The sequence below is a fragment of the Nocardia bhagyanarayanae genome (assembly GCF_006716565.1).
In the GTDB taxonomy this organism is placed as follows: domain Bacteria; phylum Actinomycetota; class Actinomycetes; order Mycobacteriales; family Mycobacteriaceae; genus Nocardia; species Nocardia bhagyanarayanae.
Genome location: NZ_VFPG01000001.1, coordinates 5,679,194 through 5,698,603 on the forward strand (window position 1 = coordinate 5,679,194; position 19,410 = coordinate 5,698,603).

At 68.5% G+C, this 19,410-nt stretch carries 20 protein-coding genes; 9 read left to right on the forward strand and 11 right to left on the reverse strand.

Going from position 1 to position 19,410, the window contains the following annotated elements:
* Positions 1 to 13: 13 nt before the first annotated feature.
* Together FB390_RS24850 and FB390_RS24855 are read left to right on the forward strand one after the other, a co-directional pair.
* The gene (locus FB390_RS24850) at positions 14 to 640 is read left to right on the forward strand and encodes a TetR/AcrR family transcriptional regulator (RefSeq protein WP_141811122.1); all 627 of its coding nucleotides are present in this window, start codon (positions 14 to 16) and stop codon (positions 638 to 640) included.
* Between the two features lie 139 nt (positions 641 to 779).
* Complete coding sequence (locus FB390_RS24855) at positions 780 to 2,492, forward strand: acyl-CoA dehydrogenase family protein (protein WP_141811123.1); 1,713 nt, start codon at positions 780 to 782, stop codon at positions 2,490 to 2,492.
* Between the two features lie 4 nt (positions 2,493 to 2,496).
* Here FB390_RS24855 and FB390_RS24860 read toward each other — a convergent pair whose 3' ends face one another.
* Positions 2,497 to 3,642 carry a hemerythrin domain-containing protein gene (locus FB390_RS24860; protein ID WP_141811124.1) on the reverse strand — a complete coding sequence of 382 codons (1,146 nt, stop codon included), beginning with the start codon at positions 3,640 to 3,642 and terminating at the stop codon, positions 2,497 to 2,499.
* Positions 3,639 to 4,274 (reverse strand): TetR/AcrR family transcriptional regulator, encoded by a 636-nt coding sequence (locus FB390_RS24865; protein WP_185757162.1) that lies wholly within the window; start codon positions 4,272 to 4,274, stop codon positions 3,639 to 3,641. The genes FB390_RS24860 and FB390_RS24865 overlap by 4 nt, the downstream gene beginning before the upstream one ends.
* A gap of 205 nt (positions 4,275 to 4,479) precedes the next feature.
* On the opposite strand from FB390_RS24865, the gene FB390_RS24870 reads away from it, so the two are divergent.
* The 3 genes from FB390_RS24870 (at position 4,480) to ligD (ending at position 7,171) form a co-directional block, all read left to right on the forward strand.
* Positions 4,480 to 4,869 carry a cold-shock protein gene (locus tag FB390_RS24870; RefSeq protein WP_372507985.1) on the forward strand — a complete coding sequence of 130 codons (390 nt, stop codon included), beginning with the start codon at positions 4,480 to 4,482 and terminating at the stop codon, positions 4,867 to 4,869.
* 221 nt (positions 4,870 to 5,090) lie between these two features.
* The gene (locus FB390_RS24875) at positions 5,091 to 6,173 is read left to right on the forward strand and encodes an ATP-dependent DNA ligase (protein WP_185757163.1); all 1,083 of its coding nucleotides are present in this window, start codon (positions 5,091 to 5,093) and stop codon (positions 6,171 to 6,173) included.
* Positions 6,170 to 7,171: a non-homologous end-joining DNA ligase gene (ligD, locus tag FB390_RS24880; protein WP_141811126.1), complete on the forward strand. Its 1,002-nt coding sequence runs from the start codon at positions 6,170 to 6,172 to the stop codon at positions 7,169 to 7,171. The genes FB390_RS24875 and ligD overlap by 4 nt, the downstream gene beginning before the upstream one ends.
* Before the next feature lie 4 nt (positions 7,172 to 7,175).
* Here ligD and FB390_RS24885 read toward each other — a convergent pair whose 3' ends face one another.
* From FB390_RS24885 to FB390_RS24905, 5 genes are all read right to left on the reverse strand, one after another.
* Positions 7,176 to 7,862 carry a hypothetical protein gene (locus tag FB390_RS24885; protein WP_141811127.1) on the reverse strand — a complete coding sequence of 229 codons (687 nt, stop codon included), beginning with the start codon at positions 7,860 to 7,862 and terminating at the stop codon, positions 7,176 to 7,178.
* Positions 7,863 to 8,349: 487 nt separating this feature from the next.
* Positions 8,350 to 8,538, reverse strand: coding sequence for a hypothetical protein (locus FB390_RS24890; RefSeq protein WP_141811128.1), 189 nt, complete (start codon positions 8,536 to 8,538; stop codon positions 8,350 to 8,352).
* 405 nt (positions 8,539 to 8,943) lie between these two features.
* Positions 8,944 to 9,618, reverse strand: a complete 675-nt coding sequence (locus tag FB390_RS24895) for a TetR/AcrR family transcriptional regulator (RefSeq protein WP_221639359.1) — start codon at positions 9,616 to 9,618, stop codon at positions 8,944 to 8,946.
* A complete protein-coding gene (locus FB390_RS24900; RefSeq protein ID WP_141811129.1) occupies positions 9,602 to 10,747 on the reverse strand; it encodes an acyl-CoA dehydrogenase family protein in 1,146 nt (381 codons plus the stop codon). Before FB390_RS24900 ends, FB390_RS24895 begins: the two co-directional genes overlap by 17 nt.
* Positions 10,748 to 10,873: 126 nt before the next feature.
* Complete coding sequence (locus FB390_RS24905) at positions 10,874 to 11,569, reverse strand: TetR/AcrR family transcriptional regulator (RefSeq protein WP_141811130.1); 696 nt, start codon at positions 11,567 to 11,569, stop codon at positions 10,874 to 10,876.
* Between the two features lie 200 nt (positions 11,570 to 11,769).
* On the opposite strand from FB390_RS24905, the gene FB390_RS24910 reads away from it, so the two are divergent.
* Entirely contained in the window at positions 11,770 to 12,708 is a 939-nt protein-coding gene (locus FB390_RS24910; protein WP_141811131.1) for an alpha/beta fold hydrolase, read from the forward strand.
* Between the two features lie 89 nt (positions 12,709 to 12,797).
* Here the strand turns inward: FB390_RS24910 and FB390_RS24915 are convergent, their stop codons facing one another.
* Positions 12,798 to 13,547, reverse strand: coding sequence for an SDR family oxidoreductase (locus FB390_RS24915; protein ID WP_141811132.1), 750 nt, complete (start codon positions 13,545 to 13,547; stop codon positions 12,798 to 12,800).
* Between the two features lie 101 nt (positions 13,548 to 13,648).
* Between FB390_RS24915 and FB390_RS24920 the strand changes: the two genes are divergently transcribed.
* Positions 13,649 to 14,512 (forward strand): helix-turn-helix transcriptional regulator, encoded by an 864-nt coding sequence (locus FB390_RS24920; protein WP_141811133.1) that lies wholly within the window; start codon positions 13,649 to 13,651, stop codon positions 14,510 to 14,512.
* 63 nt (positions 14,513 to 14,575) lie between these two features.
* Here the strand turns inward: FB390_RS24920 and FB390_RS24925 are convergent, their stop codons facing one another.
* Both FB390_RS24925 and FB390_RS24930 read right to left on the reverse strand, forming a co-directional pair.
* Positions 14,576 to 15,079: a flavin reductase family protein gene (locus tag FB390_RS24925; protein WP_141811134.1), complete on the reverse strand. Its 504-nt coding sequence runs from the start codon at positions 15,077 to 15,079 to the stop codon at positions 14,576 to 14,578.
* 85 nt (positions 15,080 to 15,164) lie between these two features.
* Positions 15,165 to 15,968 (reverse strand): PRC and DUF2382 domain-containing protein, encoded by an 804-nt coding sequence (locus FB390_RS24930; protein WP_141811135.1) that lies wholly within the window; start codon positions 15,966 to 15,968, stop codon positions 15,165 to 15,167.
* Between the two features lie 267 nt (positions 15,969 to 16,235).
* On the opposite strand from FB390_RS24930, the gene FB390_RS24935 reads away from it, so the two are divergent.
* Together FB390_RS24935 and FB390_RS24940 are read left to right on the forward strand one after the other, a co-directional pair.
* The gene (locus FB390_RS24935; protein WP_141811136.1) at positions 16,236 to 17,666 is read left to right on the forward strand and encodes an SDR family oxidoreductase; all 1,431 of its coding nucleotides are present in this window, start codon (positions 16,236 to 16,238) and stop codon (positions 17,664 to 17,666) included.
* Between the two features lie 70 nt (positions 17,667 to 17,736).
* Positions 17,737 to 18,531, forward strand: coding sequence for an O-methyltransferase (locus FB390_RS24940; protein ID WP_141811137.1), 795 nt, complete (start codon positions 17,737 to 17,739; stop codon positions 18,529 to 18,531).
* Between the two features lie 82 nt (positions 18,532 to 18,613).
* On the opposite strand, the gene FB390_RS24945 is transcribed toward FB390_RS24940, so the two are convergent.
* A complete protein-coding gene (locus tag FB390_RS24945) occupies positions 18,614 to 19,387 on the reverse strand; it encodes a thioesterase II family protein (RefSeq protein ID WP_141811138.1) in 774 nt (257 codons plus the stop codon).
* Positions 19,388 to 19,410 lie beyond the last annotated feature (23 nt).

Genomic DNA, 19,410 nt, shown 5'->3' on the forward strand with positions numbered 1-19,410 from the left:
TTAGTGTGAATCGGTGCAGACAGGCCAGGAATCAGACGACGCCGGTCCCCGCATCTGGGGTGGGACGACGCTCACCGAGCGCAGGGAGGCGCGCCGCGCCGCGCTGCTCGAGGCCGCGCTGGATCTGATCGGCGAAGCGGGGGCCGCGGGCGTCACGATGCGCGCGGTGTGCCGCCGCGCCAACCTCACCGATCGCTATTTCTACGAGAGTTTCAGCAGCCGCGACGAACTGCTCGATGTGCTGTACCGGCAGATCGCGGAGGAATTCCTGGAGCCGATGACCGCGTTCGCCTCGGCCGACGACCCGTCCAGGGATCGGGCGCTGTCGGAAGTCCTCGTGGACAAGGTGCTGGAGGATCCGCGCAAGTCGCGCCTTTTCCTGGTCGAGCCGTACTCCAGCACCGGCCTGGGCCAGACCACCATCGCCGTGATGCCCGCCTTCACGAGGCTGATCCAGGACCACCTGTTCGTCCACATCGCGGACCCGGTCCGGCGCAGGCTGGCCGCGGTGAGCATGGCCAGCGGCAATGCCGGAATGTTCTCCGCGTGGCTGAACGGTTCGCTGCGCGCTACCCGCGAACAGATCGTGGACCACTGCGTCGCCACGCTCACCGCCTACCGCTCGATCTACCGCTCCTGACCCGGGAAATCCACGGCCCGCCGCCTCCCGAGGCAGCGGGCCGTTGTCATTGCCGGGAAATCCGCGGATGGCAATTGACGGCAGGTGCCATCACTTCTAGATTGATGGCATACGCCCTCAGATGAAAGGCAGCGCGGCCATGCCCCTGTTCAACCCGAAGACCGACACCTTCGCGGATTTCGACCCGACGACCCGGCGGCTGCTGGCCTCGCTCGTCGACTTCTTCGAGAGCAAGGGCAAGCAGGCGCTCACCGCTGACGCGCACCGCGGCGAGTGGTACGACGACTGGATGGCGTACCTGGCCGAATCCCGGATCCTCGCCTACATGGCCACCCCCAAGGCGCACGCGGGCGGCGACCCGGACAAGCGCTGGGACACCGCGTTCATCTCCAAGTTCAACGAGATCACCGGGTTCTACGGCGCGCAGTACTGGTACGCGTGGGGCGTGTCGACCCTCGGCCTCGCCACCATCTGGCAGAGCGCCAACGGCAAGGCGCACGCGCGCGCCGCCGAGGAGCTTGACCGCGGCGGCATCGTCGCGTTCGGTCTGTCCGAGAAGGACCACGGCGCCGACATCTACTCCACCGACATGCTGCTCACCCCCGACGGCGCGGGCGGATTCACCGCGAACGGCAGCAAGTACTACATCGGAAACGGCAATGTCGCGCGGCTGGTGCCGACCATCGGCAGGCGCACCGACGTCGAGGGCCCGGACGCCTACGTCTGGTTCCTCGCGGACAGCGCGCACCCCAGCTACACCCTGGTCGAGAACGTCATCCACGGCCAAAACTACGTCAGCGCCTACGATCTGGCGGACTACCCGGTCGCCGCCGACGACGTGCTGCACACCGGCCGCAAGGCCTTCGACGTCGCGCTCGCGGCGGTGAACTGCGGCAAGTTCAACATCGGCATGGTCACCCTCGGCATCGTGCAGCACTGCTTCTACGAGACCGTCGATCAGGCGGCGAACAAGATCCTTTTCGGGCATCCCGTCACCGACTTCGGTCAGGTGCGGCAGATCCTGTCCGACAACTACATTCGCATCACGGCCATGAAGCTCTACCACGAGCGGGCCATCGACTACATGCGCGAATCGTCCCCGGCGGACCGGCGTTTCGTCATGTTCAACTCGATCGGCAAGATGAAGGTGACACGTGAGGGCGAGCGCGCCTTCCGGGAACTCTCGGATGTCATCTCCGCCAAGGGTTTCGAGAAGGACACCTACTTCGCGATGGCGCGCGGCCTGATCGACTCCATGCCGCGGCTGGAGGGCACCGCCCACGTCAACATGGCACTCACCCTGAAGTTCATGCCGAGCTTCCTCTACAACGCCGCCGACCTGCCGCCGGTGCCGGTGCGCCGCGACCCCGGCGACGACGAGGCGCTGTTCCGTCAGCCCGGCGCCGCGGGTCTCGGCAAGGTGCGCTTCGCCGACTGGCGACCCGCGTTCGCCGACTACCGGCACCTGCCGAACGTCGCGCTGTTCCTGGAGCAGGCGGAGCGGTTCGTCCAATTCCCGGTGCAGGCGCCCGCCACCGACGAACAGCTGACCGATCTGGACTATCAGCTGGCCGTCGGCGAGTTGTTCACGCTGCTGCCCTACGGCCAGCTGATCTTGGAGCAGGCGAAGATCGCGGGCACGCCCGACGATCATGTGGACGCCATCTTCGAGTTGTTCGTCCGCGACTTCTCGGCCTATGCCCTCGGGGTGTTCGGCAAGACGTCTTCCACTGCCGCGCAACAGGAATGGGCGCTCAGCGTGCTGCGCAAGCCGATCGGCGACGCCGCGCGGGCCGATCGGGTCTACGCGGAGGTGCTCGGTCACGCGGGCGCGTACCGGATGAACCCGTAGTGTCTCAGGACGATTCGCGCTCGACCAGCTGGGCGAGCCGGTCGAGATCGCCGTGCAACGCGCGGGAGCGATCGCGGTGCGCGGGCAGGGTTCGGTAGATGACCCAGTCGAGCCAGACCGGAAGGGAGAGCACACGGAAGGTCTGCTCGATGCAGGTCCCGTCGGGCGTGGACCGCAGCCGGAAGCGCCATTCGGAGTTGTCGCCGAAGATGCCGCCGTCGGTCACCCAGACCAGTTCCCGGGGTTTGTCGACGACCGTGAAAGTACAGACGCGCCGCCAGCGCCAGATGCCCGATTTGTTGCTGCCGCGGAAGCGGGCACCGACCTCCGCGCGTGTGCTGTCGCCGAGCCACTGGGCGCCGCGGCATTCGTGACTCCACTCGCCGACGCGGGTGACATCGGTGAGCACCGCCCACACCGCCTCCGGCGGCGCGGCACAGAACACGTCGTTGCTGCCGCCCAGCGGCACATGCAGCGGGGAGAATTCCGCGGTGTGCCAGCGCCGGAACGCGGCCTTGCGGTACCGCTTGATCATGACGTGCAGCATGAGCCAGCGCGGGACGGCGGGGACCATCTCGCTGATCGCGGCGGTATCGCCGGGCGAGGCGCCGTCCACGAGGAACAACCCCTCGTCGAACAATTCGATCGGGCCGAGGGGTTTGACGTTGTACTCGTCGGCCCAGTGCCGCCACTCACCTTCGGTGACGACGGCCGAGACCACCGGCATCATCTCGCGCTCTTCGCGTTCCAGGTGCGGCAACAGCACGGCCTCCAGGTGGTCGAGCGCGGCGAGCACATCGGCGCGGGCCTCGGCGCTCACCCGATAGACCGCCGCCGCACGAACCAGCCGGTCGATGGCGGGTTCGATGGCGCGGTGGTCGGCGTCCATCCGGTCGAGGAGCTGTGCCGCCGCCGGGTCGCGGTCGCGGACCACCGGGTAGAGGTGCTCGTCTGCGGACTCGTGGTGATGGTGCAGGAAGCGCATGATCCAGAGCAGATGTTCCGCGATCGCGACCCGCTGCTCGTCGAACGGATAGGGCCAGGCGCTCAACGCGTTTCTGGCTCGGCGCAGATCACGGCGCATCGCCGAGTGCACGATTCCCATCACGCGGGTGTCGGCGGGCCGTTCCAGGTCTGCGGAGGAAGTCATGAGATTTGCTCCTCGGCGAGGTCGAGCAGCCGAATCACGGTGTCGGCCGCCCAGTTCCGATACTTGTCCGGCGTCCACGCCGATTCCTCGGTGAGCGCGAGGTAGACCTCGCCACCGAGGACGGCGCGCAGCGAGTCGGCCTCGGCGTCGGTGACGGGGCGACCCGTCACCGCCTCGACTCCCGCTCGCATCGACGTCCAGCGATTCGCGCGGTCGCGGGCCGCGAGGGCGGCCAGTTCCGCATCGGCGGCCGCGGCTTGCACCAGCACCCGGTGCAATGCCGCCGATCTCCGGTTCACGGTCTCGAGCAGACTCGCCAGCTTCACGGCGCGCTCGCGCATGACGCCCGCCGCGATGGCGTGGAATTCCGGCCGCTCGAGCAGGGGCACCGGCTCGTCGTCCCCGACCACGGCCACGTCGAGCACCACTTTGAGGATCTCGCGCTTGTTGCCGACGCTGCTGTACACCGTCTCCACCGCGCACCCCGCGCGGGCGGCGATGTCGCGCATCGAGGTGCCGGCCCACCCGCGGGCGACGAACAGCTCTGCGGCAGCGGCGAGCACCGCCGCCCTCGTCTCGTCGGCCTTCGCCTGGCGCAGGGTGGAACGGTACCGCCGAGTGCTCGTGGCCATACTCCATCGTCGAACAGGCCTGTATTCAACACAAGGCTGTTCCAGCGAATTGCCGATCGGGAATGCCCGCCGCGCTTCCTTCCTGGCGCAAAAGAGATCTCGATGCGCACGGGGTGAACTCTCCACAAAAGGCGCTTTCGAACAACAGAGCGGATAATGCGAGCTAAAGTGGCCGGGTAGCGACGGCGGCGAGGAGCGGGTGTTGGTGTCCATCGGGAAATTGGTGTCGTTCGACAGCTCTCGGGGGTTCGGGTTCATTCGACCGGAAGACGGTGGACCGGATGTGTTCGTGCACGTGAACGACATCGGGCTGGACGAGGACGAACTGCGCCAGGGGCGGGTCTTCGAATTCGACGTCACCGAGGGCGACAGGGGTCCCAAGGCGGTCAATCTCAGCGCGGTCGGCGGTGCGGCCGCCGCCCCGTCCCGCCACAAGAAAGACAGATCGTCGACCGGCCAGCTCACCGCCGCCGAGCACAAGCGCCTGATCACCGAACTGCTTCTGGACGCGAGCCCCGCGCTCACCGCGGGCGAGATCCTCACCATCCGCGACCGCCTCACCGCCTTCGCCGATCAGCACGGCTGGCTGGACTGAGCGACGCCCCGCGGTAGCCAAACCCTCCGACGCACCGACGACACCCAGCTGACAGGCGGCTGCCGGAGAATTGCCGGTGAACGGCGCGCGGCCGGATACCGAAGTATTCCTCCTTGTCGGACCCGGCCTTTACGATCGACCGGGACGACCCGATCCGTACCGATGAATTCGCGTCGGCCACGACGTCGGTAAGGGTGAGGATCAGATCCGAGGAGGAACGTGTGGACCTACCGGTAATGCCACCCGTCCGGCCGATGCTGGCCAAGACCGCGCCGTCGGTGCCGCGCGAGCCGGGCCTGAGCTTCGAACCCAAATGGGACGGCTTCCGTTGCGTGGTGTTCCGCGACGGCGACGAAGTCGAACTCGGTTCCCGCAACGACCGCCCGCTGACCCGGTATTTTCCCGAGGTCGCCGAACTGCTGAAACAGGCGCTGCCCGACAAATGCGTGGTGGACGGCGAGATCGTGGTGGTCACCGAGCACGGCCTGGATTTCGACACCCTGCAGAATCGGCTGCACCCGGCCGCGTCGCGGGTGAACAAGCTGGCGGTGGAGACGCCCGCGAGTTTCGTCGCCTTCGATCTGCTCGCGCTCGGCGACAAGGACCTCACCGGCGAACCGTTCGCCGAGCGCAGGCGCCTGCTGGAGACGATCCTGGACACCGCGCTGGCGCGCGTCCACCTGACGCCGCTGACCCGCGACCCGGACGTGGCCGAGGACTGGTTCACCCGGTTCGAGGGCGCCGGGTTCGACGGCGTGATGGTCAAGTCCGACGCCCAGCCGTACGAGCAGGACAAGCGAGTCATGCTGAAGATCAAGCACGAACGCACGGCCGATTGCGTGGTGGCGGGGTTCCGCTGGCACAAGGACGGCGCGGGTGTCGGCTCGCTGCTGCTCGGACTGTTCGACGACGAGGGCAGGCTGCACCACGTGGGGGTGGCCAGCAGTTTCACCGCCGCCAGGCGCAAGGAACTCGTGGCGGAACTGGAACCGTTGCGCGAGAACGCCTTGGCGAAGCACCCGTGGCGGGACTGGGCCGACGCCGCCGCGCAGGCCAAGGCGGAGGGCAAGATGCCCGGCGGCGTGAGCCGATGGACCGGGGGCAAGGACCTGTCCTGGGAGGCGCTGCGGCCGGAGCTGGTGGCCGAGGTCCGCTACGAGCACGTGCAGTCCGGTCGGCTGCGCCATGGCGGCAGGCTGGTGCGCTTCCGGTCCGATCGCACACCGGAATCGTGTACCTACGCCCAGCTGGACGAGGTGGCGCCCGCCGAGCTGAGTGCCATCTTCACCGAGGCGTCGCGATGACGGCGTCGGTGGACATCGAGGTCGGCGGCAGAACCGTCACGATCAGCAATCCCGACAAGGTGTACTTCACCAAGCGCGGCGAGACCAAGCTCGATCTGGTGCGTTACTACCAGGCGGTGGCCGAGCCGTTCCTCGGCGTGGTGCGCGACCGGCCGCTGCTGCTGGAGCGCTATCCCGATGGGGCGTCGGGCAAGTCGTGGTTCCAGAAGCGGGTGCCCAAGTCGGCGCCCGACTGGCTGCACACCGTGGAGGTGTCGACGCCGAACGGCACCACCAGCGACGCGCTCGTCGCGCACGACCTCGCGCACATTCTCTGGGCGGTGAACCAGGGGTGCCTCGGTTTCCACGTCTGGCCCAACCATGTCGCCGATCTGCGCATCGCCGACGAATTGCGGATCGATCTCGATCCCTCCCCCGGCATCGGTTTCGACGACCTCAAGCACGCCGCCGTACTCACCAGGGACCTGTTCGCCGAACTCGGCATCGAAAGCCGGATCAAGACCTCCGGCTCACGCGGGCTGCACATCTACGTCGCGCTGCAGGAGAAATGGGACGGCTACCAGGTGCGCGCGGCCGCCGTCGCGCTGGCCAGGGAGCTCGAGCGCAGGCACCCGGACCTGATCACCGCGCAATGGTGGAAAGAGGAACGCGGCCAACGGGTCTTCATCGACTTCAACCAGAACGCGCCCCACAAAACGGTATTCGGCGCGTGGTGCGTGCGCCCGAAGGTCGGCGCTCAGGTCTCGACCCCGATCTCCTGGGACGACCTGGACGACGTCGCCCCCGACGAACTCACCATCGCGACCGTCCCCGCCCGCCTCGCCGAACGCGGTGACCCGTGGTCCAACCGCGCACCCCAATCTATCGACCCCCTCCTCGAAATGTCCGACCGCGATATGGCCGCGGGCCTCATGGACGCGCCCTGGCCCCCGCAATACCCGAAAATGCCCAACGAGCCACCCCGAGTCCAACCCAGCCGAGCGAAGAAGGCGGAATAGCAATCTATTCCGTCCAGAGGACCCAGGCAGGGGTGCGGGACTGGGTTTCGCAGACGAGAGCGCGGTTGTCGGAGGTGCGGCCGGTTTTGGCGACGGAGGAGTCGCATTTGGCGCCCGCTTCGTAGACGCCGGTGCCGACGTTGTACGGGCCCGACCACTGGTAGCCGCCGTCGGAAGAGGCGTTGGCCAGGCACAGTAGCGTGCCGCCGTCGGACGCGGCGCCGATCAGGCCGGCTTGGGTTTCGGTGCAGGCCTCGCCCTTGCGCACCACGGGCGGGGCGCTGGTCGGCGGCGCGGTGGTCGGCGGCGGGGCCACCGGGGTCGGCGCCGAGGTGGTCGCGACCGTCGTGACCTGGGCGGTCGTGGTCGCGGCGGCCTGATTGGCGCGGGTAACCGTGTCGGACAGCAGGTTCCCGGAGAGTACGAAGAACCCGGCCACCGCCGCGACCTCGGCCGCGCCGAGCAGCAGCGCGAAGCAGGCCATCGCGCGTCCACGCGGATGACTGAAAGCGATGAACCCGAAGACGATCGCGACGGGGAACAACGCGAGCAACGCGGCCACCAGCGCGACGATCGCGTAGGGATTGACGATCGGCCGCGGCTCGTACGGGTACGGATCCTCCGGTTCCCGCTCGTCCGGCCAAGCCTCCGGCCAGCGCTCGCGCTCCTGCCACTGTTGCGTGCGTGCCATCCAGGTCCCTCTCGCATTCACCTATCGCGCGGAAACCCGGGCTGTCCGGCCCCGCCCGATACGCAGACAGAATACGGACGAAATGCCGCTATAAGACCGAATTGTCCGATCGACAAGGAAATAGGGACCCGGGACAACGCTCGCCGTCTCCGAACCGGCGGCTCGTGCCGAGATTGCGGCGACATCGCTGACAATGCGCTGGTGCACTCCCGAAGACCAACGCACCGGGCCACGAATTCATCAGGCCTGGACAACTGGCGCTGACATGCGCAAACGAGTGATCTGCTCGCCGATAACCATGAATTGCCCGAAATAGTGCTCGGTGTCGCGGCCACCGCGCGCGGGAAGTGCTCGAACTGCGGCGGGCAGGCTCGGCCGCACGAGGCGCGCTACCGCGCAACGGCGCCTCGCGGGCCGAAGCCGACCGAATGAACGGTCGGCTCGGACGCTGTGCCGCACGTGGTTACGCGCGGCGAGTGCGACGAACTCAGATGCAGAAGACGACGCTGCCGAGGGGCACGCAGAGAATCACGGACCCGGTAGTGGGCGTGACGGACGCGGAAACCGGAGACCCTTGCGCGGGAGCCGGATTCGCCGAAGCGGCGGGAGCCGCGAGGAAGCACAGTGGCAGGGCCATGGCGGTCGCGGCGGCGGTCTTGATCATTTTGCTGGACATTGTGTAATCCCTTGATTCGATCGAGTAATTCACAAAGGCCCCGCGTCGGCCGCGGGCCTGGTCCGCTGGTCGCCGAGGATTCCCGGTGAGCGCGTGGTGCGGAGTTCGCGGGTCGCCCCGACAGGCAACGGTCCGGCGCCGGATCATCAGGCATCCGCCCTCCGCGGCACCCACCGGACGAGTCGAGCGCCGCGGATGTCGGCCGCAGCGCGAACGCTCCTTCGATCACTGCTGGAAAGGCGTCCAGATCAGCTTACTCCCAGCAATCAAGCCCCTCCGCAAGAATGCCGGAAAGATTCGAGCAGTCACGTCCTGCCAAATGCCCGATCCAGGAGCGAGATTCACGCGCGAACCGACCCGTATCCGCTGGTTACGGCGGGTACCCGTGCCGAACCGGCGGGCGGATCAGCGCCGCCGGTCGACCTTCGGCATCGTCTCGGTGACCAGCGTCAGCAGCAGATCGGCGAGCAGTTCGTGCACCTGTTCCCGGGTGAGGTTGCCGCGGGTGATCCACTCCCGGCCCGCGACCTTGACCAGTCCGCCGTAGGCCCGCACCATCGCTCGCAGTTCGGCACTGTGCGCCGAGTCGGCGAGGCCGACCATCACCAGCGTGCGCTCGGCGGCGGCGTCGTCGGCCTCGTCGAGGATCTGCTGCACCTCGGGGTCGTCGCCCACGCCCTCGTGGCTGGTGACCTTCACCCAGGTGCTGCCGTGCTCGCCGATAGTGTCCAGCAGCCAGTGCACGCTGGCGTCGACGCGCTCGCGATCGGTCCCCGCGGGCACCACCATCGCGTCGAGCTTGGGCAGGGTCACCATCCGGCGCACCACTGCGAGATAGAGATCCCGCTTGTTGCCGAAGTAATGGTTGATCAGCCCGCGGGCCACCCCGGCGCGCTGCGCGAGTTCCGCGGTGGACACCGCCGCGTACGGACGTTCGCCGAACATGTCGATCGCGCACGCGAGGATCTGCGCGCGCCGCTCGTCGGGTTCGAGCCTGCGGCGGCGCGGCGACTCGTCGGCGGCGCTCTTCGGCCCCGCCGACGCCGCGCCGCCGCTTCGGGTTTCAGAGAGACCGCGCAATGAGATCCTTCATCACTTCGTTGCTGCCCGCCAGGATGCGCAGGACGCGGGCGCCGGTGTAGAGCTGGGAAATCGGGTACTCCGTCATGTAGCCGTAGCCGCCGAACAGTTGCAGGCAGCGATCGACCACGATACCGAGTTGGTCGGTGATCCAGTATTTCGACATGGCCGCGGTCGGGATGTCGAGGTCGCCGCGCAGATGCTTGACGATCGCGTCGTCGAGGAACGTGCGGCACACCCTGGCCAGGGTCGCGCACTCGGCCAGTTCGAACTTGGTGTTCTGCATCGCGAACAGTGGCTTGCCGAACGCCTCGCGGCCCTTGGTGTAGTCGACGGTCAATTCGACCGCCTTCTCCATCATGGCGGTGGCGAGGATGGCGGTGACCAGTCGTTCCTGGGCCAGCAGCTGCATCATCTGGTAGAAGCCTTGGCCTTCGGCTTCGCCGAGCAGGTTCGTGGCGGGCACCCGGAGTCCGTCGAAGAACAGCTCGGCCGTGTCCTGGGCCTTGCCGCCGATCTTGTTCAAGATGCGGCCGCGGGTGAAGCCCGGGGTGTCGGCGCCGACCTCGGCGAAGATCAGCGAGACGCCCGCCGCGCCCTTCTCGGGGTCCGTCTTCGCGGCGATGACGATGCCGTCGCAGAGCCAGCCGTTGGTGATGAAGATCTTCGAGCCCGTGATGACGTATTCGTCGCCTTCGCGCACCGCGCGGGTCTTGATGTTCTGCAGGTCCGATCCGGTGCTCGGTTCGGTCATGCCGATCGAGAGCACCATCTCGCCGCTGGCCGCCTTGGGCAGCACCCGCCGCTTGAGCTCCTCGGAACCGAACTCGATGAGGTACGGCGCGATGATCGAGCTGTGCACCGCCATGCCGAGCGAGCCGTCGCCCGCGAAGGCCTGCTCCTCGATGATCGCCGCCTCGTGCGCGAAAGTGCCGCCGCCACCACCGTATTCGGTCGGGATGGCGGTGCACAGCAGGCCCAGTTCGCCCGCACGGTTGTACAGGTTGCGGTCGGGGTGGCCCTGCGCGACGAACTTCTCCTCGTGCGGGACGACTTCCTTCTCGAAGAACGTTCGTGCGAGGTCGCGTACGGCTTCTACCTCGTCGTCACTCCACGCGGCGCGTGCCATGGTTCGATCCTTTGCTCGCCTCGGACCGGCCTCGGCGCCGGTCCGTCGTCATCAGATTCCAGCACTATTGGCGGCTTGTCAACAACTGTGGGCGCGGGTGTGCTCGCGACGGACCGACGGAGGGGTTCAGCTCGCGGAGCGCGCGGACTCCAGCGCGGCCAGCGTGGTGAAGATCGGCGTATCGGGGTCGGCGACGATGCCCTGCCCGCGCAGGTATCCATCGATCAGCCCCCAGACCAATACCGCCGCGCGATCGACGAATTCGGCCGCGCTCCCGGAATCGGGACGGCCGGAATCACCCAGCCACAGATCCGTCATGGCGACGACCGACCCGACGACGGCGCGGGCGAGATAGTCGATTCCGGCGGGATCGATCGGCACGGACTCGGCGATCTCGCGCGCCTGTCGCGTGAAGCGATCGGCCGCGGCGCGACCGAGATCGAACTGCAGCACCGAGCCGTCGCCACGCTGGCTCATCTGCGCTCGACCGAGAAACCGGAAAACATTGGGGTGTTCGCGAATACGGTCGGCGTAGCCGGTGAGCACGCGACGCAGCGCGACGCGCGGCGGTTGCAGCACCAGGGTCAGATCGGTGCCCGCCGCGGCCGCGACGGACTTGCCCATCCGGTCGCCGATCTCGGCGTAGAGATCGGCCTTGTCGGCGAATCGCCGGTACAGGCGCGGCTTGGTGATGCCCGCCGCCCGCGCGATGGCGTCCATGCTCGGCCGTGGCCCGTCGCGATCGATGACCCGCACGGCGGCATCGACGATCTCCTCACGGGTGATCGTCGTCCTCGGGGATCTGTCGTGCGTACGTCCCATGCCCGCAGCATACCCGTACCGGCGGTACGCCGACCGTGAGCCAAGGCCCGGGACCCCACATCCGTGATCCAGCTCATCGTGCCGAGACCACGCACGCCATTGCTTCGACAGCCGCTGTACTGGCAATATCGTGGAACGTACCGCCAGTACGTTTCGGGTTCCCGCGCCCGGAAGTCATGGACAGCAACCGAGGCGAGCAGATGACCGAATCGTTCGACAGCATCGGATCGGGCGGAACCCACCGCCCGCGGCGCGAGCGCAGGGTGCGCGGCGCAGACGGTGAGCTCGCGGTCTTCGAATGGGGTGACCCGCGCGGCGTTCCGCTGGTCCTGATGCACGGACTCAGCGACACCCATCGGGTCTGGCGCGAGGTCGCCACGTTGCTCGCGGACGACTTCCGGGTCGTCGCCTACGATGCCCGCGGGCACGGCGAGTCCGAAACACCTTCCGGCCCAGGCGCTTTCCGGCTCGACAAGTTGGCCGACGATCTCTACGCGGTGCTCGACGCGGTCAGCCCGAACCTGCCCGCGCACGTCTGCGGACACGGATGGGGCGCGATCCAGGGGTGGGAGGCGGTCTGCGATCCGCGCGCCAACACCAGGATCGCCTCCTTCACCGCCATCTCCGGACCCAATCTCGATCACCTCGGCGTCCAGCTGCGCGAGCTGGCCGTCCGGCCGCACCGGATCCAGCGGCTGCTGGCCGACCGCAAATTCTGGCGGCACGGTGCGGGCTCGGCGCGTACGGCGTCCGTCCGCCTCGCCTATCCGCCGCGGATGCGCACCTGGTTGATCGAGCTGCTCGGCGGGATCCCCGCGGCGTACGCGCCGATCGCGCCGACATGGCGGGCGGACCTGATCGCGGGCGCGCGCATCGCGCACGCCAACCTGGCGCCGCGCCTGCTGTGGCCGCGTCCGCGGCCGACCCCGGTGCCGGTGCAACTGGTGGTCGACACCACCGACGTGCTGGTGCCGCCGTTCCTCTACTACGGCAGCGCCCGCTGGGTGGACCGGCTGTGGCGCTGCTCGATCCCCGCCGACCACTGGTTGCCGAGCACCGAACCGCTGCTGGTCGCCGAGGCGCTCGGCAATTTCGTCGAAGACCTGACCGCGGCCGACACCAGCCTGCCCCGCGGCTGAGCTCGTACTCCGAGCGCTCCTTCGGTCCGGCTTTCGGTGCTCACATTCGATCGCACAGCCCCCAGTGGCGACCAGCAGGCGCCGCCTCGTCAGACGGGCTGGCCGATCGGACGGATCGTCACCGTGTTGAGGTCGACGCCTGCCGGTTGGTCGAGCGCGAAGCCGATCGCCTCGGCCACCGGCTCCGGGCTCATCGCGATGGGGGGAGCCTGGCCGTGCCAGAACGCGGTGTCGATCATGCCTGGGTTCACGACCGTGACTCCGATGCCGCGGGTCGTGGCGTGCAGGCGGAGGTTCTCGGCGAAGCCGACCACTGCCCACTTCGTGGCGGAGTAGAGGTTGCCCGGGCTGTTCTTGATTCCGGCCACGCTGCCGATGAGCACCAGCCGGCCGCGGGACTGCTCGAGGTGGGGCAGGGTCGCCTTGGCCAGCAGAGCCGGGCCGAGCACGTTGGCGAGCACCATCGGCGCCCACAGCTGCGGATCGCCGCCGTCGATGACGCCGGCACCGCCCGTCCGGAAGTGATCCGCGGACGCGCCGCCCGCGTTGGCGACTGCCGCGTCGAGCGACCCGAAGCGCTCCACCGTACTGGTGACCGCGGTGTTCGTGGAGTCCCAATCGGCGGCATCTGCTACCAGGCCGAGGACGCGGTCGGCGTGGCCGACTTCGTCGAGGAAGGCCGCGAGCCGACCAGGGTCGCGCCCGGTGACGGCGACCCGGTGGCCACGCACGAGCAGGAGCCGAGCGGTCGCGGCGCCGATCCCGCTCGTGCCACCGGTGATCAGGACCGTCTTTCCAGCGACCGGCGATGCGCCGGAGTCGGTGAGTGAAGTGTTCATGGCGTCCACTCTGTGGCGCGGCGCGGACCCGTGACAGTTGCTTGCGAAGGTGGGGACGACATCCCCTGGCGCCGACGACGCCGCCCAGGAAGGCTGTGCCTATGTCGAAGACGAGGTACTCCGAACTCGGTGGCTTCCTGCGTTCGCGACGCGAGCGGATCCGCCCCGAGGAGGTCGGGCTCACGCCCGGCCCACGGCGCCGCGTCCCCGGTCTGCGTCGTGACGAGGTCGCCGTTCTGGCCGGCGCCTCGGTGGAGTACTACACCGAGCTCGAGCGCGGTGCCGGATCGCAGCCCTCCGACCAGATGCTCGCCGCGCTCGCCCGCGCCCTGCGCCTCAGTCGCGACGAACGCGACCATCTGTACCGGCTGGCGAACCGCCCGATCCCGCACCAGGGCGGGAAGACGTCACACGTCCACCCCGCGATGCTCGACCTGCTGACACGAATCGACGCGACCCCGGCGATGGTGAGCACCGACCTGCACACCGTTCTGGTCCAGAACCCGCTCGCCGTCGCGATGCTCGGCGACCTGTCCGCGCACCGCGGCCGCCCGGCGAGCTTCATCTACCGATGGTTCACCGACACGGCCGCGAGGCAGATCTATCCGCCGGAGGACCTCGCCAGGCAGTCACGCTCGTTCGTTGCCGACCTGCGCGCGGCAGTCGGGCGACGCAGCCCAGGCGACGCCGAGGCGACCGAGCTGGTGGACGAGCTGCTGCGGCAGTCGCCGGAGTTCCAGGCGCTGTGGGCCGACCAGGACGTGGAGGTGCGCAGAGACGAGCGCAAGCGGATCGTCCACCCCACCGTTGGCATGCTCGACCTCAACTGCCTCAGCCTCTTCAGCGAGGACGCCCGCCAGCGGTTGCTCTGGTTCACCCCACGCGCCGGGACCGACACCGCAGAGAAGCTCGCGCTGCTGACCGTCGTGGGCACCCAGGCGATGCGAGCCGAACCAGTCCGATGAACCGAGTTCGAAGGTCGGATTGTGGAGCCAGGCAGCGAAGCCATCGTCCGAAGCCTAGGACGATCAGGCCTCGTGCCCGGGGGATAGATTGAGGACCGCGGTGAGACGCAGTGCGGAACGCGCCGAATCGGCGGCGCGTCCCGCGGTCGGTTCCAGGACCACGCCGACGTGATCGCCGAAGTCGTACCTGGCCACGATGCGGCCCGTGAACCAGTGCGTCGCCGCGCTCAGGATCGGCAGACCGTGCGGACCCTCTGTCCATTCGCAGCGCGCGAATTTGTCTGTGTTGTCGCCTGTTTCGCCGCCGAACAACCGCGCGAGCTCCCGGTCCTCCTCGGTCAGCAGGTGCACGGCGAGGTGTTCGGCGTCCGCGGCGACACGGAAGGTGTGGTTGTTCTCGGACAACCCGACCACGAATCGCGGCGGGTCGATACTCAGCTGCGTGCCGAAGCCGACGAGACATCCCGCGCGGATTCCACACGCGACCGTGGTGACCACCCAGATCGGATAGTCCGCCGCGGTGAGTACCGCGTCGAAAGCGTCGCGAACCTCCGAGTCGTTCGGCACTGCTACCTCTCCTTCGATCACACATCGGCCGACGGCGCCGCCGAGGAATGTGCTCCGGTCCTCGACGACACCGTAGCGCGCCCGGTCACCACCGATCGGGATCGCGCGGCTCGTCGATGCCCTCGGCCTCGATACGCTCCCTGCGCACCGTGTCGGACACGATCTCCTCGTCGTCGACCTCGTCGACCTCCAGCCGCACCCGTTCCACCGGGACCGAGTCCTTGCGCACGGTGACCTCGTCGCGGAACAAGGTCATCTCCTGTTCGTCGTCGCCGATCTCGCCGCGCGCCGACGCCGGATCGGCGATGGGCTCGCGAACCAGACGCGCTTCGTCGTGCTTGGTCGGCACGGCCACCGTCTCCTCGTCCTCGACCACGTACTTGCGGACGCGCGCCCTGCCCGCCGCCTCGCGATCGGTGCCGATGTTCAGCCGCTCCTCGGAACGGATCAGCTCGCCGTCGTCGGTGTGCTCCATGCCGGTCCGCCTGTTGCCGTCGATCGCCCGGTCCGCCGCGTTGGGCTGGTTGCCCATCTGGTTCTCGCCGTAGGGCCTGCCGTAGGTCTTCCATGCCGAGAGGGCCGGGTCGATGTGGTAGTGGTCGAACAGTTCTCGCTCGCTGCGCTGGCTGATGTTGCCGTCCTCGTCCAGGTACGGCGCGGACTTGACCTCGTCCTTGCCGACCCGCACCTGCAGCGCCGAGCGGTCGCGCCGGTGTTCGGCGCCCGCCAGCGGCACCAGCGAGTCGCGGCCGAACACGCCGGTCGAGACGGCGATCCAGGTCGGGAAGCCGCTCGCGTTGTCCACATAGATCTTCTTGACCTTGCCGACCTTGTCCCCGTCGCGGTCGTAGACGGTGCTGCCGAGTACCGAATCCAGCAGATTACTCATGGTCTCCTCCTCGATCTTTCCTCCGGACGATCGCGGCGACCAGCCGAGTGAACGATTAGCAGGACACCGCGGACCTGCATGATCATCAGTTACACAGCGGCAACTACCCGGTCCCTTCCTGCACAAACAGCGGCCGGTCGAGCGCCGGAATCCGCGCGGCCAGGGCAGATCGTGCGCGCTCCGCACGGGCGGACCGCGACCCGGCATCGGGGTTTGCGACAATGGTGACTTCGATTGCCCAGCTCACGAAGGACCCCCGCAGACCCGATGGCCGACAGCAGTATCGATCCCGACGAGCTCGCCACCTGTCTTCGGGTACTCGACCAGGCCGGACAGCTGGACAAGGAACACCCCGACTCGATCGCGGTGCAGCGCGCGGTCGGGCACATGTTCAAGAAGCTCAAGCAGCGCCGCCGCGTCGAGGCGCGCGACAAGATCTCGACCGCGGATCGCGCCGTGGTCGCCGCCACCGCCACCGGCTCGCCGAATCGCATCGACGACGAGACCGCGGGCATCCCGCTGACTTCCACGGCCAAAGGCGCGAGCGCGGGCACGTTGATGCGCGCGCGGCCTTGCTACATCTGCAAGCAGCGCTACACCCGCGTCGACGCCTTCTACCACCAGCTGTGCCCCGAGTGCGCCGAGAGCAGCCACGCCAAGCGCGACGCGCGCACCGATCTGTCCGGTCGCCGCGCACTGCTCACCGGCGGCCGCGCCAAGATCGGCATGTACATCGCGCTGCGGCTGCTGCGCGACGGCGCGCACACCACCATCACCACCCGTTTTCCCAACGACGCCATCCGCCGCTTCGCCGCGATGGACGACAGCGCCGACTGGCTGCACCGGCTGCGCATCGTCGGCATCGACCTGCGCGATCCGGCGCAAGTGGTGGCGCTCGCCGACGACGTCGCCGCGCAGGGCCCGTTGGACATCCTGATCAACAACGCGGCGCAGACCGTGCGCCGCTCCCCCGGCGCCTACAGCGCGCTGGTGGACGCCGAGTCCGGTCCACTGCCCGCGGGCGAGCTGCCCGATGTGGTGAGCTTCGGCAAGACCATGCAGGCGCACCCGACCGCGCTCACCGCCTCGCTGGCGCCCACACTCACCGCCGCGGACGTCGCCGAGCTCGCCCTGGTCGCGGGATCGGCCACCCCCGAACGGATTTCGCGCGGCGTGGCGATCGACGCGGGCGGGCTGGTGCCCGATCTGGCGCACACCAACAGCTGGGTGCAGACCGTCGGCGAGGTCGATCCCACCGAGCTGCTCGAAGTGCAGCTGTGCAATTCGGTGGCGCCGTTCATCCTGGTATCGCGCCTGCGCCCGGCCATGGCGGCCGCGTCGGCGCGGCGCAAGTACATCGTGAACGTCTCCGCCATGGAGGGTCAGTTCAGCCGCGGATACAAAGGACCGGGACATCCGCACACCAATATGGCCAAGGCGGCGCTGAACATGCTGACCCGCACCAGCGCCAAGGAGATGTTCGAGTCGGACTCGATCCTGATGACCGCCGTGGACACCGGCTGGATCACCGACGAGCGCCCGCACTACACCAAGATCCGCCTGGCCGAGGAAGGCTTCCACGCCCCGCTCGACCTGGTCGACGGCGCCGCCCGCGTCTACGACCCGATTGTGCGCGGCGAGGACGGCGTCGACCTCTACGGCTGCTTCCTCAAGGACTATCAGCCCTCGCCTTGGTGAGCCTCTACCGCCGGGCCGGGTCGGGCGCGCAGAATCGCGGGTGACACCGGCTACGACGATCGGAGGGCGCATGGCGGATCAGGGTGGATCGCGGCGAAGCGGACTCGGCGCGCTGCTGCGCGACAAGGCGCCGTTCCTGCGCTGGTCGACGATCCGATTCGCGCTCGGCGGACGGTCCGTACTGCGCACCGGGCAGGTCGGTGACGGCCGCGAGGAGGCCGTTCGGCAGCACGTGCTGCACACCGCGTCGGCGGGCGATCCGGACAGTGTGCTCGCCGCTTTCGACGACTTCGCGCGCAACCGCAGCATCCTGATGAACGTCGGCGACGAGAAAGGCCTGCTGTTGGACGCCGCGGTCCGGCGGGCGAAGCCGCTGCTCGCGCTGGAGCTCGGCGCCTACTGCGGATACAGCGCGGTGCGGACAGGGCGACTGCTGCCGCCGAAAGGGCGGCTCGTCTCGGTGGAGGCCAGCGCCGCCAACGCGGCGATCGCGACCGACGTGATCGCGCACGCCGGACTCGCCGATCGCGTCGAGGTGGTGGTCGGCAAGATCGGCGACGGCGGCACGACCCTGCGCAGGCTGGCCGTCGATCACGGTTTCGCTTCGGGCGCGCTCGATTTCGTCTTCCTGGACCACCTGAAGACCGCGTACCTGCCCGACCTGCTCGCGCTGCTCGAGGTGCGCTGGCTGCATCCGGGCAGCCTCGTCGTCGCCGACAACGTGAAGATCCCCGGCGCGCCGGACTACCTGCGCTACATGCGCGAGCACGAGGGCCTGAGCTGGCGGACGGTGGAGCACCGTACCCACGTCGAATACCAATCCCTGCTGCACGATCTCGTCCTCGAGTCGGAATACCTCGGCTGATCGGTTGCCACCCGGGCATTTCGGGGCGAAGTCCGAGGGTTTTCCGTCGGTTTCCCGTGATACGCGTTTCCGGACGGTCGGTTCAGCGGCGGCGCGCGGGGTCGTGCAGGTGCCCGGTGACGAATTCCGCCAGCGCACCGACCTGTTCGTCGAGGTAGAAGTGGCCACCGGGGAAGGTCGCGCGTTCGAACCCGCCCGAGGTGAACGCCCGCCATTCGTCGACCTGGTCCGGTGTGGCGGTCGGGTCCTCGGTGCTGACCAGTGCGGCGAGATCGCAAGCCAGCGGCGGGCTCTGCCGGTACTCGTAGGTCTCCACGGCCTGGTAGTCGCTGCGCACCGCGGGCAGCACCAGGTCGGCGAGGCCGGGTTCGGTGCGCAGCAGCGCGATCGGCGCGGGATCGGCCGCGAGGCGCTCCAAATCCGCGATGAGCGCCTCGTCGGACTCCAGGTGCAGGCGGCCGGGTTCGGCGAGAGACGGTGCGGGACGGCCCGAGACGAACAGCGCGGTGAGTTCCTGCCCGCCGTCCTCGAGCCTGCGGGCGGTCTCGTAGGCGAGGGTGGCGCCCATACTGTGCCCGAACAGCGCGAGACCGGACCGAGGGCCGTGCGTCAGCAACTCCCCGGCGATCAGATCGGCGAGCGCGTGCAGATCCGGAACCGCCGGCTCGGCGAGCCGATCCTGCCGACCCGGATACTGCACGGCCAGTACCGCGACGCCGGAACCGATTTCGCGGGCCAGCTCGCGGTAGGCGGTCGCCGAACCGCCGCCCGGCGGGAAACACACCAGGTAATGGCGCGGCGCCGGGTCGGTGCGCAGGACGCGCAGCCAGTCGGTGGCGGTGATCGTCTCGTCCACGTCGGTCTCCTTCTCCTCCGGTA